General features: G+C 72.1%; 14 protein-coding genes. 9 read left to right on the top strand and 5 right to left on the bottom strand.

The window, feature by feature from the left end; translation table 11 throughout:
- The first annotated feature begins 282 nt into the window (after positions 1–282).
- Both AB0D14_RS40625 and AB0D14_RS40630 read left to right on the top strand, forming a co-directional pair.
- Positions 283–846, top strand: coding sequence for a cupin domain-containing protein (locus tag AB0D14_RS40625; RefSeq protein WP_362789225.1), 564 nt, complete (start codon positions 283–285; stop codon positions 844–846).
- Between the two features lie 55 nt (positions 847–901).
- On the top strand, positions 902–1,621 hold the full coding sequence (locus AB0D14_RS40630) for a helical backbone metal receptor (protein WP_362789228.1): 720 nt from the start codon (positions 902–904) through the stop codon (positions 1,619–1,621).
- Here the strand turns inward: AB0D14_RS40630 and AB0D14_RS40635 are convergent.
- The gene (locus AB0D14_RS40635) at positions 1,548–2,669 is read right to left on the bottom strand and encodes a TDT family transporter (RefSeq protein ID WP_362789231.1); all 1,122 of its coding nucleotides are present in this window, start codon (positions 2,667–2,669) and stop codon (positions 1,548–1,550) included. The genes AB0D14_RS40630 and AB0D14_RS40635 overlap by 74 nt on opposite strands.
- Before the next feature lie 70 nt (positions 2,670–2,739).
- On the opposite strand from AB0D14_RS40635, the gene AB0D14_RS40640 reads away from it, so the two are divergent.
- Entirely contained in the window at positions 2,740–3,690 is a 951-nt protein-coding gene (locus AB0D14_RS40640; protein ID WP_362789234.1) for a LysR family transcriptional regulator, read from the top strand.
- Positions 3,691–3,927: 237 nt separating this feature from the next.
- On the opposite strand, the gene AB0D14_RS40645 is transcribed toward AB0D14_RS40640, so the two are convergent.
- On the bottom strand, positions 3,928–4,614 hold the full coding sequence (locus AB0D14_RS40645; RefSeq protein ID WP_362789237.1) for a DUF2848 domain-containing protein: 687 nt from the start codon (positions 4,612–4,614) through the stop codon (positions 3,928–3,930).
- Between the two features lie 141 nt (positions 4,615–4,755).
- Between AB0D14_RS40645 and AB0D14_RS40650 the strand changes: the two genes are divergently transcribed.
- The 3 genes from AB0D14_RS40650 to AB0D14_RS40660 are packed head-to-tail and all read left to right on the top strand — an operon-like array spanning position 4,756 to position 7,298.
- Positions 4,756–6,120 carry an MFS transporter gene (locus AB0D14_RS40650; protein ID WP_362789240.1) on the top strand — a complete coding sequence of 455 codons (1,365 nt, stop codon included), beginning with the start codon at positions 4,756–4,758 and terminating at the stop codon, positions 6,118–6,120.
- A gap of 51 nt (positions 6,121–6,171) precedes the next feature.
- On the top strand, positions 6,172–6,963 hold the full coding sequence (locus AB0D14_RS40655) for a carbon-nitrogen hydrolase family protein (protein ID WP_362789243.1): 792 nt from the start codon (positions 6,172–6,174) through the stop codon (positions 6,961–6,963).
- Complete coding sequence (locus tag AB0D14_RS40660) at positions 6,960–7,298, top strand: cupin domain-containing protein (protein WP_362789246.1); 339 nt, start codon at positions 6,960–6,962, stop codon at positions 7,296–7,298. The genes AB0D14_RS40655 and AB0D14_RS40660 overlap by 4 nt, the downstream gene beginning before the upstream one ends.
- Positions 7,299–7,385: 87 nt before the next feature.
- Here AB0D14_RS40660 and AB0D14_RS40665 read toward each other — a convergent pair whose 3' ends face one another.
- The 3 genes from AB0D14_RS40665 to AB0D14_RS40675 form a co-directional block, all read right to left on the bottom strand.
- Positions 7,386–8,012, bottom strand: a complete 627-nt coding sequence (locus tag AB0D14_RS40665) for a GntR family transcriptional regulator (RefSeq protein WP_362789302.1) — start codon at positions 8,010–8,012, stop codon at positions 7,386–7,388.
- Between the two features lie 93 nt (positions 8,013–8,105).
- Complete coding sequence (locus AB0D14_RS40670; protein WP_362789249.1) at positions 8,106–8,786, bottom strand: gamma-glutamyl-gamma-aminobutyrate hydrolase family protein; 681 nt, start codon at positions 8,784–8,786, stop codon at positions 8,106–8,108.
- 123 nt (positions 8,787–8,909) lie between these two features.
- Positions 8,910–9,644 (bottom strand): FCD domain-containing protein, encoded by a 735-nt coding sequence (locus AB0D14_RS40675; RefSeq protein WP_362789252.1) that lies wholly within the window; start codon positions 9,642–9,644, stop codon positions 8,910–8,912.
- Between the two features lie 76 nt (positions 9,645–9,720).
- Between AB0D14_RS40675 and AB0D14_RS40680 the strand changes: the two genes are divergently transcribed.
- From AB0D14_RS40680 to AB0D14_RS40690, 3 genes are read left to right on the top strand one after another with little or no spacing between them, the layout of a single operon-like run.
- On the top strand, positions 9,721–11,091 hold the full coding sequence (locus tag AB0D14_RS40680) for a glutamine synthetase family protein (protein WP_362789254.1): 1,371 nt from the start codon (positions 9,721–9,723) through the stop codon (positions 11,089–11,091).
- Between the two features lie 11 nt (positions 11,092–11,102).
- Complete coding sequence (locus AB0D14_RS40685; protein ID WP_362789257.1) at positions 11,103–12,500, top strand: aldehyde dehydrogenase family protein; 1,398 nt, start codon at positions 11,103–11,105, stop codon at positions 12,498–12,500.
- Positions 12,497–13,306 carry a 3-oxoacyl-ACP reductase gene (locus AB0D14_RS40690; RefSeq protein ID WP_362789260.1) on the top strand — a complete coding sequence of 270 codons (810 nt, stop codon included), beginning with the start codon at positions 12,497–12,499 and terminating at the stop codon, positions 13,304–13,306. The genes AB0D14_RS40685 and AB0D14_RS40690 overlap by 4 nt, the downstream gene beginning before the upstream one ends.
- The last annotated feature ends 11 nt before the right edge of the window (positions 13,307–13,317 follow it).

Below are 13,317 nucleotides of genomic sequence, written 5' to 3' on the forward strand. Positions count from 1 at the left end.
CCCCGCGCGCGGGGCGGGCCCCCGGCGGCGCCCCCCCCCCCACCCCTCGCTGTCGTTCGCGGGTCCGGTGCGGCAATGTTCACGGGGATGTGACAGGCGCATGAAACGGCTTGGCGAACACCCGTAGGGTGCTTGCAGACAACACACCCAGAACCCGCGGGACATCGGTACGTACGCACAGGCGTGTACGCGCAGAGGAACCGCGCCGCCACCGCACCACACGCACCGACGATCACGCAGCGACGATCGCGCACCGACGACGCACAGGGGGGAGCCGAAGCGATGGACGAGCACAAAGAGAGTCTTCGAGTGGGCGCGGCCGTCAGGCGGCGCCGCCGCGCGCTGGAGCTCACCCTCGCCGTCGTCGCCGAGCGCAGCGGGCTGTCGGTGCCGTTCCTCAGCCAGGTCGAGAACGAGCGGGCCCGGCCCAGCATCCGCTCCCTCGAACGCGTGGCCGATGCCCTCGGGACGACCCGCGTGGAACTGCTGGCGGCCGCCGACCCGGCGCGCAGTGTCGACGTGGTGCGCGCCGACGACTCCGAGTTCACCCACGAGCCCCGTGTGCGCCCCCTGGTGCGTGGTCACCACCAGTTGCACGCCATGGAGTTCTCCGGCGACCAGGACGCCGGCCGCGAGTTCCAGCACCGCAACGACGAATTGATGTACGTGGCCGACGGCGTTGTCGAGGTCGAGGCGGAGGGCCGCGCGTACCGCCTGGGCCGGGGCGACACCCTGTATCTGACAGGTGGAGTGCGCCACCGGTGGCGGGCCACCGAGGAGGACACCCGCGTGCTGTTCGTCGCGGTCGCGGACCACGTCGAGGCGGTGGACGATCCCAGCCGCTGAGCACCGTGCCGAGGGCTATCGGGCCGGCGGTCCGGGCCCGCACCCCGGCTCGGCCATGAGAGTGGTGTCGCTGGTCCCGTCACTCACCGAGGCCGTCGCCGTGTCCGCGCCGGGGGTCCTCGTCGGGGCGACGGACTGGTGCACCCACCCCGCCGAACTCGATGTCGTACGCGTCGGTGGCACCAAGAACCCGGACGTCGAGCGGATCATCGCGCTCGCGCCGGACCTGGTGATCGCCAACGAGGAGGAGAACCGGGAGCCCGACCTGACCGCGCTGCGGGAAGCGGGTCTCGTGGTGCTCGTCACCGAGGTACGGGACCTGCCGGGGGCTTTTCGCGAACTGGAGCGCGTGATCGGTGCGTGCGGCGTGCGCGGGCGGCCGCGCTGGCTGGACGAGGCCGAGGCGGTGTGGCTCGACCCGCCCTGTCCCTCGATCCGGCTGCGTGCCGCCGTGCCGATCTGGCGGCGCCCCTGGATGGTGCTCGGGCGGGACACCTTCGCGGGGGACCTGCTGGCGCGGATGGGCGTCGACAACGCGTACGCGGCCCACACCGAACGCTATCCGCGCATCCCCGCCGACGAACTGCGCGCCGCCCGCCTCGACCTCGTCGTGCTGCCCGACGAGCCGTACCGCTTCACCCGGGACGACGGCCCCGAGGAGTTCCCGGGAGTGCCCTGCGCCCTTGTCGGCGGACGTCATCTCACGTGGTACGGACCGTCGTTGGCGCAGGCACCGCGCGTGCTGGCCGAGGCGCTGCGAGCAGCCGTCCGCTGAGCAGGCCGCGGGCGGTGTGGGCGGCGGCAACGGTCCAGGCGGCGAGCAGCAGGGCGTAGAGGGCGACCGTGAGGCCGTCGTAGACCACGAGCCCCGTGTGCCGCGCGAGTCCTTCGGCGCCCGTCACACAGGTGCCGACCGGGAAGGTGAACGCCCACCAGGTCATCGTGAAGCGCATGCCCCGGCGGTGGGCCCGCACCACCATCGCGCCGGCCAGCGCCAGCCAGAACAGCGCAAACCCCATCACCGGCACGCCGTAGAGCACCACCAGGACGACGAAGCCCTGGTCGTACGGGGCGGGCACGACCCCCGGGGCGGTGACGGCGAACTTGTCGACAGCCGTCGTGGACTGGCCCAGCGGACCCAGGACCAGGAACAGGGCCGGGGTGAGGGTGAGCGGCAGCGGGCCGCCCGTGACCAGGCGGGCGAAGATCATCGGCAGCGTCACCAGCGTGGCCAGCAGGCTCAGACCGAACAGGGCGAAGCAGGCGAGAAGCAGGGTCTCGCGGCTCGCGCCGGCCGGCAGATGCGGTACGAGCAGCGGACCGAGAGCCGCGGAGACCATCGGGGCGACCAAGGGGAGTATCCAGACGGGGGTGACCTGAGACGTGACCTGGGACGTGTCCGCCCGGTGGTGCACGATCATCAGGTACGGGACGACCACGGCCGCGGTCAGCCCGATCAGCGTGCCGACCGTGAACAGGACGGCGTCCAGGGCGACCGCCGCCGGTGTGCCGATCCAGTCCCGGCCGACGACGAGGGCGCCGCCGCCGACGGCGAGCAGGGCCATCGAGAGGCAGCCGTAGAACGGCGCCGTCGCCGGGTCCATGAGGTGGGCCCTCGCCTGGTCCCGGTGGTGGGTCCAGTGCGCGGCCCGGGCGATGAGCAGACTGATGAGCATGGCCAGGGCGAGGGCCCAGAACACCGTGCAGACGGTGCGCAGGCCCGGGATGCCGAGCGGGAGACCGGCTCCCGCCGTGGCCACGATCGCGGTGCCCATGACGGGGGCGTACCAGTTGGGGCCGAGATGGCGGACGGCGGTGACCATGACGTCACGATGCCTCCGGGGCGGCGCGCTCACCAGGGAGCGTCGGTCTATGGGGACATAAGATGGGCTTATGAGTCGGGATGACGGGACGGGTGACCAGGGAGTTCACGGGGCAGGGGCGGCCCCGGCCGGAGGGTTGTCGCACCGGGTGCCCGAGCTGGGCGCCCTGGAGCTGCTGCTCGCCGTGGCGCGGCTCGGAAGCCTGGGGCGGGCGGCCAGGGAACTCGGGATCACCCAGCCCGCCGCCAGCAGCCGGATCCGGTCCATGGAACGGCAGTTGGGGGTAGCGCTCGTGGACCGGTCGCCCAGGGGGTCACGGCTCACCGACGCGGGCGCGCTGGTCACGGACTGGGCCCGGCGCGTGGTGGAGGCGGCCGAGGTGTTCGATGCGGGAGCGCAGGCGTTGCGGGACCGGCGCGACTCCCGGTTGCGGGTCGCCGCGAGCATGACCATCGCCGAGTACCTGCTGCCGGGCTGGCTGATCGCGCTGCGCGGGCAGCGGCCGGACACGGCGGTGTCGTTGCTCGCGGGGAACTCGACGGTGGTGGCCGAGCGGGTGCTCGCGGGCGAGGCGGACCTGGGGTTCGTGGAGGGGGTGTCCGTGGCCGCCGGCCTGGACTCCGTGGTGATCGCGCGCGACCGGCTCATCGTGGTGACCGCGCCCGGGCACGCGTGGGCGCGCAGACGGCGGGCCCTCGACGCGGGGGAGTTGGCGGCGACGCCGCTGATCCTGCGGGAGGAGGGGTCGGGGACGCGGCAGGTGCTGGACGCGGCGCTCGGCGGGTTGGCCCGCCCGCTGATCGAACTGTCCTCCACGACGGCGGTCAAGGCGTCCGTGGCGTCCGGGGCGGGGCCGGCGGTTCTGAGCGAACTGGCTCTCGGGGAGGAACTTTCCGCCCGCCGGCTGGTGGCGATCCCCGTGGAGGGGGTCGGGCTGAGCCGCGAGCTGCGGGCGGTGTGGCCGGCGGGGCACCGGCCGGCGGGGCCGGCGCGGGACCTCTTGGCGTTGACGCGGTCGTAGGCGGCGGAGGATTGCCTTCCGGGTGCCGGGTGCCGGGTTGCGTGTGGCTTGTCGCGCAGGTCCCCCGCCGCCCCGCCAGGGGCGCGGGGAACTGCGCGACAAGCCCGCAACGACCCGCAGCCGACGAACCGGCCGGAGGCCCCCAGGGGCGCGGGGAACTGCGCGCCCAGCCCCCACCGGCCCGCAGCCGAAGAACCGGCAGGGCCCCCGAAGAACCGGCAGGGCGGGCGGACGGCGTCAGCCGATCGGCTCAGGCATGGGCCGGACGTCGTAGGACAGGCCGATGACGTCCCCGTCGACCGGGTCGCCGAGCTCGACGCGCCAGCCGTCGGCGAACTGGTCGACGCCGGGAGCCATGGGGATGGTGCCGGAGATCAGGACGGTCCCGGGCGTCAGCTCGCCGCGGGACCGAAGGACGTCCGCCCAGTAGCCGGGGGTGAGGAGTTCGGCGAGCGTCCCGGTCTGGATCTCGGTCTCGGTGCCGTCGTGGCTGACCCATGCGCGCAGGGTGAGCTCGTCGATGCGGGACTCCACATCGGCCAGGCGCCAGGCGCGCCGGGCGAGGACGTCGGGCCCGGCGTTCTTGCTCCACGCCACCCCGTGCACCTCCAGGTCGCGGTCGGTGTGGTCGCAGGCGGCGGTCAGCAGCAGCTCCCCGCCTTCGGCGACGACCAGTGCCCACTCGGCCTCGCCGGAGGTGCGGCCGTGCTGGACCGCGACCCGCTCGGTCTGCTGGGCGAGGTACGGGGAGACGGGGTAGAGGGCCGGCGTCACGGACGGGCCCGGCACGCCCAGCTCGGCGAGCTCCGCGACATGTGCGGCGACGTCGTCCTGGCTGCGCCCGGCGTACCCGGCGTTCAGGACCTGGACGACATCGACCTCATGCGTCGATCCGTCGGGCAGTTCGAAGGTCAGCACAGCCATGAGGACACTCCCAGAGATCGGGGAAACGGCCCGCGGAGCCTGATTTCTCCGCGGTTAACTTCTGGCGCAGGGGTTGCGCATACGACCTGTATACAAGAAGTATGCCGGAAGGTCGATGTCACCCGAGCAAGGATGGGCACCATGCACGACACCTCGAAGAGCGACGCAGGGGCCGCGGAGAAGCGCTCCGGCGTCCGCCGCGCCTTCGTCGCGAGCCTCACCGGCACCGCCCTGGAGTGGTACGACTTCGCCGTCTACTCCGCCGCCGCGGCCCTGGTCTTCGGTGACCTGTTCTTCCCGTCGGAGGACCCGCTCACCGGCACGCTCCTGGCGTTCTCCACCTACGCGGTCGGCTATGTCTCCCGTCCCCTCGGCGGATTCGTCTTCGGCCGGCTCGGTGACGTGATCGGCCGCAAGAAGGTGCTGATCGCCACACTCGTCCTGATCGGCGTGGCCACCTTCCTGATCGGTCTGCTGCCCGCCTACGGAACGATCGGCGTGGCCGCGCCGATCGCGCTGGTCGTGCTGCGCTTCGCCCAGGGCGTCGGCGTCGGTGGCGAGTGGGGCGGCGCCGTCCTGCTGTCCAGCGAGTTCGGCGACCCGCGCCGCCGGGGCTTCTACGCCTCCGCCGCACAGGTGGGCCCGCCCGCGGGCAACCTGCTCGCCAACGGTGTGCTCGCGGCCCTCGGCGCACTGCTGACCGAGGCGCAGTTCGAGTCGTGGGGCTGGCGTGTGGCGTTCCTACTGTCCGGCGTACTGGTCGCCTTCGGGCTGTGGATCCGGGCGAAGCTGGAGGAGACCCCGGTCTTCAAGGCGATGGAGGCCGAGCAGTCGCGGCCCGAGGCGCCCATCCGTGAGGTCTTCGCCACCCAGCCCCGTGCCCTGACCGCCGCGATCCTGTGCCGGGTCGGCCCCGACGTGCTGTACGCCATGTTCACCGTCTTCGTGCTGACCTACGCCACCCAGGAACTCGGCATGTCGCGCGGCTCCGCCCTCGCGGCCGTCCTCATCGGCTCCTCGGTCCAGGTCTTCCTGATGCCGCTGGCCGGTGCGCTCTCCGACCGCGTCAACCGGCGCCTGCTGTACGGCGTCGCCGCGGTGGCCGCCGCGGTGTGGCCGTTCGTGTTCTTCCCGATGGCCGCCGGCGGTTCCTGGCTGCCGCTCGCCGCCGGAGTCCTCGTCGCCCTGGTGATCCACTGTTGCCTCTACGGACCGCAGGCCGCCTTCATCGCCGAGCAGTTCTCGCCCCGGCTGCGCTACACCGGCTCCTCACTGGCCTACACCCTGGCCGGGATCATCGGCGGCGCCATCGCCCCACTGCTGTTCACCACCCTGCTGAGCGCCTACGACAGCTGGGTACCGCTGGCCTTCTACATCGCCCTCGCCTGCGCGGTCTCCCTGGTGGGCGTCCTCCTGGGCCGCAACCCCCAGGCCGCCGTCGACGAGGACGCGGAGCTCGCCGCACTGAAGCCTCAGGCCGCGGCGGACGCTCCCCTGCCCCGCTGACAACAGCCACACAACCCCGTCCAGACTCGCCCCGGACAAGGAGGCCCCGCAGTGCGGATCGCCATCGGCCAGCTCACCACCGGCCCCGACCCCGAAAAGAACCTGCGTCTCGTCGAGGAGTGGACGCGGCGGGCCGCGGACGCCGGTGCCCGCGCCGTCGTCTTCCCGGAGGCGTCGATGGCCTGCTTCGGCACACCGCTGGCCCCGCTGGCCCAGCCCCTCGACGGGCCGTGGGCCGACGGGATCCGCGGGATCGCCCGGGCGACCGGCACGGTCGTCGTGGCCGGCATGTTCACCCCGGCCGACGGGGGACGCGTGGCCAACACCCTGCTGGCCACCGGCCCCGGCGTCGAGGAGTCGTACGACAAGATCCACCTCTACGACGCCTTCGGCTTCCGCGAGTCCCGGACCGTCGCCCCGGGCTCCCGCCCCGCCGTGATCGACGTGGACGGCGTCCGGCTGGGCCTGGCCACCTGCTACGACGTCCGTTTCCCCGAGTTGTTCCGGGCGCACGCCGACGCCGGGGCCGTGGGAACGCTGCTGGCGGCGTCCTGGGGGGCCGGCCCCGGCAAGCGCGACCAGTGGGAGCTGCTGGTGCGGGCCCGCGCGCTGGACGCCACTGTCTGGGTCGCCGCCGCCGGTCAGGCCGATCCCGGTACCGGTCCGGGTCCCGTGCCGACCGGCATCGGGCACAGCCTGCTGGTCGGCCCCGACGGGACGGTACGGGCCTCTCTGGGCGCCGAGCCGGAGCTGCTGGTCGCCGACCTGGACGTCGAGGAGGTCGGCGCGGTCCGCGAGAAGACGTCGGTGCTGGCGAACCGGCGGCCGGAGGTGTGGCGGTGAGCGGGCCCGAGCTGGAGTTCCACCGCCCCGACGGGCCCTGGCGATCCCCGGCCGGCGCCGGACCCGGTGTCGAGGAGTGCGTCCTGGCCGAGGATCCCGTGAACAGCCGGCGCACCGCGCTGGTCCGCTGGGCGCCGGGCACGGACACCACGCCCGCGGGCACGGCCCGGCACGACGTGTGGGAGGAGGTCTACCTGGTCGAGGGGTCGCTGTGCGACGTGACGCTGGACCGGACCTTCACCGCGGGCATGTATGCCTGCCGCCCTCCGGGGATGCCGCACGGCCCCTGGGTCTCGCGGGACGGCGTGACGATGTTGGTGATCACCTACCCGTGATCCCGGCGGGCACGGGAGCTGTCCCCGGCGACGGGCATGCCCGCCCGGCCCGCCGAGTGGTGCTGACAGCCCTTGCGGGCCACACGTTCAGCCTTCGAGCAGCACCTTGAGAGTCGACTCCAGGTGGTGGTCGATGGCCGCGCACGCGGCCCGCGCGTCGCCGGCGGCCAGGGCGTCCAGGATGGCCGCGTGCTCGCAGAGCACCGCCTTCTGCCGTCCCTGCTGGTTGAAGACGGCGACCACCCCGGCGCGGACCTGGCGGCTGCGCAGTCCGTCGTAGTGCCGGTCCAGGAGGGCGTTGCCGACGGCCGACACCAGGGACGCGTGAAACCGGTGGTCCACGGCGATGAACTCCCTGGTCTCCTCGGCGCCGGTGAGCGTGCGCTGCTGTTCCAGCAGGGAGCGCAGTTCCTCCAGGGGTACCCGCTCGGCCGCGACGAGCCGTTCGGCCGCGTACCGTTCGACGACGCCCCGCAGCTCCATCAGCTCCCGGACCTCCCGCCCCGTCAGGGGCGCCACCCGGGCCCCGCGTTTGGGCACGAGTTCGACCAGATCCTCGGCGGCGAGCAGCAGCAGCGCCTCCCGGATGGGGGTGCGGGAGACGCCGATACGGTCGGCCAGTTCCTGCTCCGACAGGAAGGCACCCTGCATCTCGGGATCCGTCAGCACGGTGTCCTTGAGATACGCGTAGGCCTTCTCCCGACCGGACGCCACGGCAACCCCCCCCAGACATCGCATACAATGTGTATACAGACGCTACCACGCGCGCTACCACCCGCTTTTCCGAAGGTGCGACAGGCGTCCCGTTCAGGCGGCCGCCCGTACCAGCCCAGCCATGACACACAGATCCACACCCATCTCGGGGTGCCACTGAACCCCCAGGGTCCACCCGGGTCCGGGAAGTTCGACCGCCTCCACCGTGCCGTCCCCCGCGTACGCACTCGGCACGAGCCCGGCACCGAGCCGATCCACGGCTTGGTGGTGGTACGTCGGCACCGATGCCTCCTCACCGACCAGCCCCGCACAGAGCGACCCCGGCACCGGCTTCACCTCGTGCCGCCCGAAAACCCCCACGGCCTCGACATGTCCGTCGATGTGCTGCACGAGCGTCCCCCCGAGCGCGACATTCAGCAGCTGCATCCCCCGGCAGATGCCCAGCAACGGTGTCCCGGAGGCCAACGCGGCCTCGATCAGGGCGAGTTCCCAGCTGTCACGGGCGTGTGCCTCGGGCCCGCAGCGGGGGTCGCGCTCGGCCCCGTACCGGGACGGATCCACATCGGGGCCGCCCGCGATCACCAGACCGTCGAGCCGGGCGACGGCCCCGGCGGCGTACGCCGGGTCGTCCGGCGGCAGCATCGCGGCCAGTCCGCCCGCCGCCTGGACCAGCCGCGGGTAGCCGGCCGGCAGCAGCGCGGCCTCCAGCTCCCACACACCCCAACGCGCGAAGTCCAGGTATGTACTGACTCCGATCAGCGGCCTGTCTGCCATCCCCACGCTCCCTGTGCCTCGTCCACCCCTCGGGGGAAGGGTAGGGGAAGGGCAATAGGCCGACGCCATACCTTTGGAGCGCCATACCTTTGGGGAGGGATCGGGGAGGGAATGGCGGGTCTCCTATGTCAAAAAGCCGCGCAGCAGGGCCGCCGTGCCCGCGCAGTGCTCGCGCGTCGCTTCGCGTGCGCCGTCCGCGTCCCCGTCCAGCACCGCCTCGACCATCGCCGCGTGCTGGCGCTGCGAATGCTCCAGGTTCCGTACCAGAAGGGGTATGCAGTCGAGGAGGTCGTTCACGGTCGAGCGGACGGCCGCGTACTGGGCGGTGAGGGTCGGCGAGCCGCACAGTTCGGCGAGGGTCAGGTGGAGGAGCGTGTCGAGGCGCCGGTACTCCGCCAGCGGTGCGTCCCGCGTGCGGGCCAGTGCCTCACGCAGGTGCCCGGCCTGCCCGGCGGAGAGCCCGTGTGCCGCGCAGAGGCCCGCCGCACCGACCTCCAGCACCTCCCGGAAACGCAGGACGTCCTCGATGTCGACCCCTTCGACGCGCCGTCGTAGCTCGACCTCGCCGGTCGCCTCGGAACGGACCCGTACGAAGGTGCCGCCGTACCGGCCGCGCCGGGACTCGACGAGCCCCTGGTCCTGCAGCACCTTCAGGATCTCGCGGAGCGTCACCCGGCTGATCCCGAGCCGCTGCGCCAACTCGCGCTCGGCGGGCAGCCGTTCGCCCCCGGGGACCAGGCCGAGCCGCACGACCTGGAGGATCTGCTCCAGGGCCTCCTCGAAGCCGTTGCCCGCGCGCACCGGCCGCAGGACCGGTGCCAGCCGGTCGTTCGGGCCGGGTGGATCCGGCTGCGACATCTGGTTGCGCCCCCTTCCCAAGCAATGGTTCTCGGCAATACCTTATGGCTCTCGGCTGACCGAAGGAGATCTTTTCGTGGCAGACCGCACCCCACCCCTGAGTGTCGAGGAGCTGCACGCCCTCGTCGCGAGCGGCGAGATCGACACGGTCGTCCTGGCCTTCCCGGACATGCAGGGACGCCTCCAGGGCAAGCGGTTCGCCGCGCGCTTCTTCCTCGACGACGTCCTGCAGCACGGTACGGAGGGCTGCAACTACCTCCTCGCGGTCGACACCGACATGAACACGGTCGACGGGTACGAGATGTCGTCCTGGGACCGTGGTTACGGCGACTTCGCCATGCATCCGGATCTGAGTACGCTGCGCCGGGTCCCGTGGAACGCCGGTACGGCGATGCTCGTCGCCGACCTCGCCTGGGACGACGGCTCGCCCGTGGTGGCCGCGCCCCGCCAGATCCTCCGCCGCCAGCTGGAGCGGCTCGCCGAGCACGGCTTCACCGCCCGGGTGGGGACCGAGCTGGAGTTCATCGTCTTCAAGGACACGTACGAGCAGGCCTGGGACGCCAACTACCGGGGGCTGACGCCGGCCAACCAGTACAACGTCGACTATTCGGTGCTCGGGACCGGGCGTATCGAGCCCCTGCTGCGCAGGATCCGGAACGAGATGACGGCGGCCGGGCTGACCGTCGAGTCCGCCAAGGGCGAGTGCAATCCCGGGCAGCACGAGATCGTGTTCAAGTACGACGACGCCCTTGTCACCTGCGACCAGCACGCCATCTACAAGACCGGGGCCAAGGAGATCGCCTCCCAGGAGGGCGTCTCGCTCACCTTCATGGCCAAGTACAACGAGCGCGAGGGCAACTCCTGCCACATCCACCTATCGCTCGCCGACGCCGACGGCACGAACGTGATGGCTGGCGACGGGGAGGCCGAGGGCGGCATGTCGCCGCTGATGCGGCACTTCCTCGCCGGGCAGCTCGCCGCGCTCCGGGACTTCTCCCTCCTGTACGCGCCCAACATCAACTCGTACAAGAGGTTCCAGCCGGGGTCGTTCGCGCCGACCGCCGTCGCCTGGGGCCACGACAACCGCACCTGTGCGCTGCGCGTGGTCGGGCACGGGCGCTCGATGCGGTTCGAGAACCGGCTCCCGGGCGGCGATGTCAATCCGCATCTCGCCGTCGCGGGGCTCGTCGCGGCCGGTCTGTACGGCATCGAGCAGAAGCTGGAGCTGCCCGAGGCGTGCACGGGGAACGCCTACACCTCGGGGTACGAGCAGGTGCCCGCCACCCTGCGCGAGGCGGCCGAAATCTGGGAGAACAGTCCCATCGCCCGGGCCGCCTTCGGCGACGAGGTGGTCGCGCACTACCGCAACATGGCGCGTGTGGAGCTGGACGCCTTCGACGCCGTGGTGACCGACTGGGAGCTCCGCCGCTCCTTCGAACGTATGTGAGGGGTCCTTCGTTGTCGCACACGCCTTCCCAGTCCGGTGAGCATGAGCTGCTCGTGCTCGATCCGGCCACCGAAGAGGTTGTCGCCACCGTTGCGGGCGCCGGCGCGGCGGACGTCGACGCGGCCGTCGTGCGGGCCGCGAAGGCGCAGGCCGGCTGGGCCGCCCTCGCGCCGGGCGAGCGGGCCCGGCTGCTGCGCCGGTTCGCAGTCGTCGTCGACGAACACCGTGAGGAACTCGCCCAGCTGGAGGTCCGGGAAGCCGGGCACACCATCGGCAACGCCCGCTGGGAGGCGGGCAACGTCCGCGACCTGCTCGACTACGCGGCCGGGGGAGTGGAGCGGCTCACCGGGCGCCAGATCCCGGTGCCGGGCGGCCTCGACGTCACGATGCTCGAACCGCTGGGCGTGGTCGGCGTCATCGCGCCCTGGAACTTCCCGATGCCGATCGCGGCCTGGGGCACGGCCCCCGCGCTCGCGGCCGGGAACGCCGTCATCCTGAAGCCGGCCGAGACGACCCCGCTGACGGCGCTGCGACTGGCCGGACTCGCCCTGGTGGCGGGCCTTCCCGAGCACCTCTTCCAGGTCCTGCCCGGTTCGGGGCCCGTCACGGGCAACGCGCTGGTCGAGCACCCGGGCGTCGCGAAAATCGTCTTCACGGGGTCAACGACCGTGGGCAAACAGGTGTTGGCCAAGGGGGCGGCCCTCCTGAAGCGCGTCACCCTCGAACTCGGCGGCAAGAGCCCCAACATCGTCTTCGCCGACGCCGACATCGAGGCCGCCGCGGCCGCCGCCCCCATGTCCTTCCTCGACAACTCCGGCCAGGACTGCTGCGCCCGCACCCGCATCCTCGTCCAGCGTCCGGCGTACGACCGCTTCCTCCAACTCCTCGCCCCCGCGATCGAGTCCGTCGTCGTCGGCGACCCGGCCGACGAGAAGACCGCCATGGGCCCGTTGATCTCCGGAACCCAACTGGCCCGCGTACGGTCGTACGTCACCGACGACCTGGCGGGCATCAGGGGCACCGCCCCCGAAGGCCCCGGCTTCTGGTTCCCGCCCACCGTCCTGACCGGAGTCGAGCCCCACGCGCGCGTGGCCGTCGAGGAGGTCTTCGGGCCGGTCGCCGTGGTCCTCCCCTTCGAGGACGAGGCCGACGCGATCCGTCTCGCCAACGCCACCGAGTACGGCCTGGCCGGCTCCATCTGGACCCGGGACGTGGGCCGCGCCCTGCGCGTGTCGAGCGCCGTCCGCGCAGGGAACCTGTCCGTCAACTCCCACGCCGGCGTCCGCTACTGGACCCCCTTCGGCGGCTTCAAGCAGTCCGGTATCGGCCGCGAACTCGGCCCGGACGCCCTGACCGCCTTCACCGAGACCAAGAACGTCTTCATCAGCACGGAGGGCCCCGCACAGTGACCGCATCGACTGCATCGACCGCATCGACCGACGCCGTCGTCTGCCGCCGCTTGGTCGGCCGTACCGCCGTCATCACGGGTGCCGGCAGCGGTATCGGCCTCGCCACCGCCCGCCGGCTCGCCTCCGAGGGCGCCCATGTCGTCTGCGGTGACGTCGACGAGACCCGCGGCAAGGCCGCAGCCGAGGACGCCGGCGGAATCTTCGTCAAGGCCGACGTCACCGACCCCGAACAGGTCGAGGCGCTCTTCGAATCCGCGTACGCCACCTACGGTTCCGTCGACATCGCCTTCAACAACGCGGGCATCTCGCCGCCCGACGACGACTCGATCCTGGAGACCGGCCTGGAGGCCTGGAAGCGCGTCCAGGAGGTCAACCTCACATCCGTCTACCTGTGCTGCAAGGCGGCGATTCCGTACATGCGGCGGCAGGGCAAGGGGTCGATCATCAACACCGCCTCCTTCGTGGCCCGGATGGGCGCCGCCACCTCGCAGATCTCCTACACCGCGTCCAAGGGCGGCGTGCTGGCCATGTCCCGTGAGCTGGGCGTGCAGTTCGCCCGCGAGGGGATCCGGGTCAACGCCCTGTGCCCCGGCCCGGTCAACACCCCCCTCCTCCAGCAGCTGTTCGCCACGGATCCGGAGCGGGCCGCACGCCGCCTCGTGCACATCCCGCTCGGGCGGTTCGCGGAGGCCGACGAGATCGCCGCCGCGGTCGCCTTCCTCGCCAGCGACGACTCGTCGTTCGTGAACGCGACGGACTTCCTGGTGGACGGCGGCATCGCGGGCGCGTACGTCACACCGCTCTAGTAGGGACCCCG

It is taken from the genome of Streptomyces sp. NPDC048484 (assembly GCF_040651415.1).
Taxonomy (GTDB): Bacteria; Actinomycetota; Actinomycetes; order Streptomycetales; family Streptomycetaceae; genus Streptomyces.

What these genes read in the sequence shown, in the direction of transcription:
- AB0D14_RS40630 (WP_362789228.1), top strand. Translation starts at nt 902, where the DNA reads ATGAGAGTGGTGTCGCTGGTCCCGTCACTCACCGAGGCCGTCGCCGTG.
- AB0D14_RS40645 (WP_362789237.1), bottom strand. Translation starts at nt 4,614, where the DNA reads ATGGCTGTGCTGACCTTCGAACTGCCCGACGGATCGACGCATGAGGTC.
- AB0D14_RS40640 (WP_362789234.1), top strand. Translation starts at nt 2,740, where the DNA reads ATGAGTCGGGATGACGGGACGGGTGACCAGGGAGTTCACGGGGCAGGG.
- AB0D14_RS40635 (WP_362789231.1), bottom strand. Translation starts at nt 2,669, where the DNA reads ATGGTCACCGCCGTCCGCCATCTCGGCCCCAACTGGTACGCCCCCGTC.
- AB0D14_RS40670 (WP_362789249.1), bottom strand. Translation starts at nt 8,786, where the DNA reads ATGGCAGACAGGCCGCTGATCGGAGTCAGTACATACCTGGACTTCGCG.
- AB0D14_RS40675 (WP_362789252.1), bottom strand. Translation starts at nt 9,644, where the DNA reads ATGTCGCAGCCGGATCCACCCGGCCCGAACGACCGGCTGGCACCGGTC.
- AB0D14_RS40650 (WP_362789240.1), top strand. Translation starts at nt 4,756, where the DNA reads ATGCACGACACCTCGAAGAGCGACGCAGGGGCCGCGGAGAAGCGCTCC.
- AB0D14_RS40625 (WP_362789225.1), top strand. Translation starts at nt 283, where the DNA reads ATGGACGAGCACAAAGAGAGTCTTCGAGTGGGCGCGGCCGTCAGGCGG.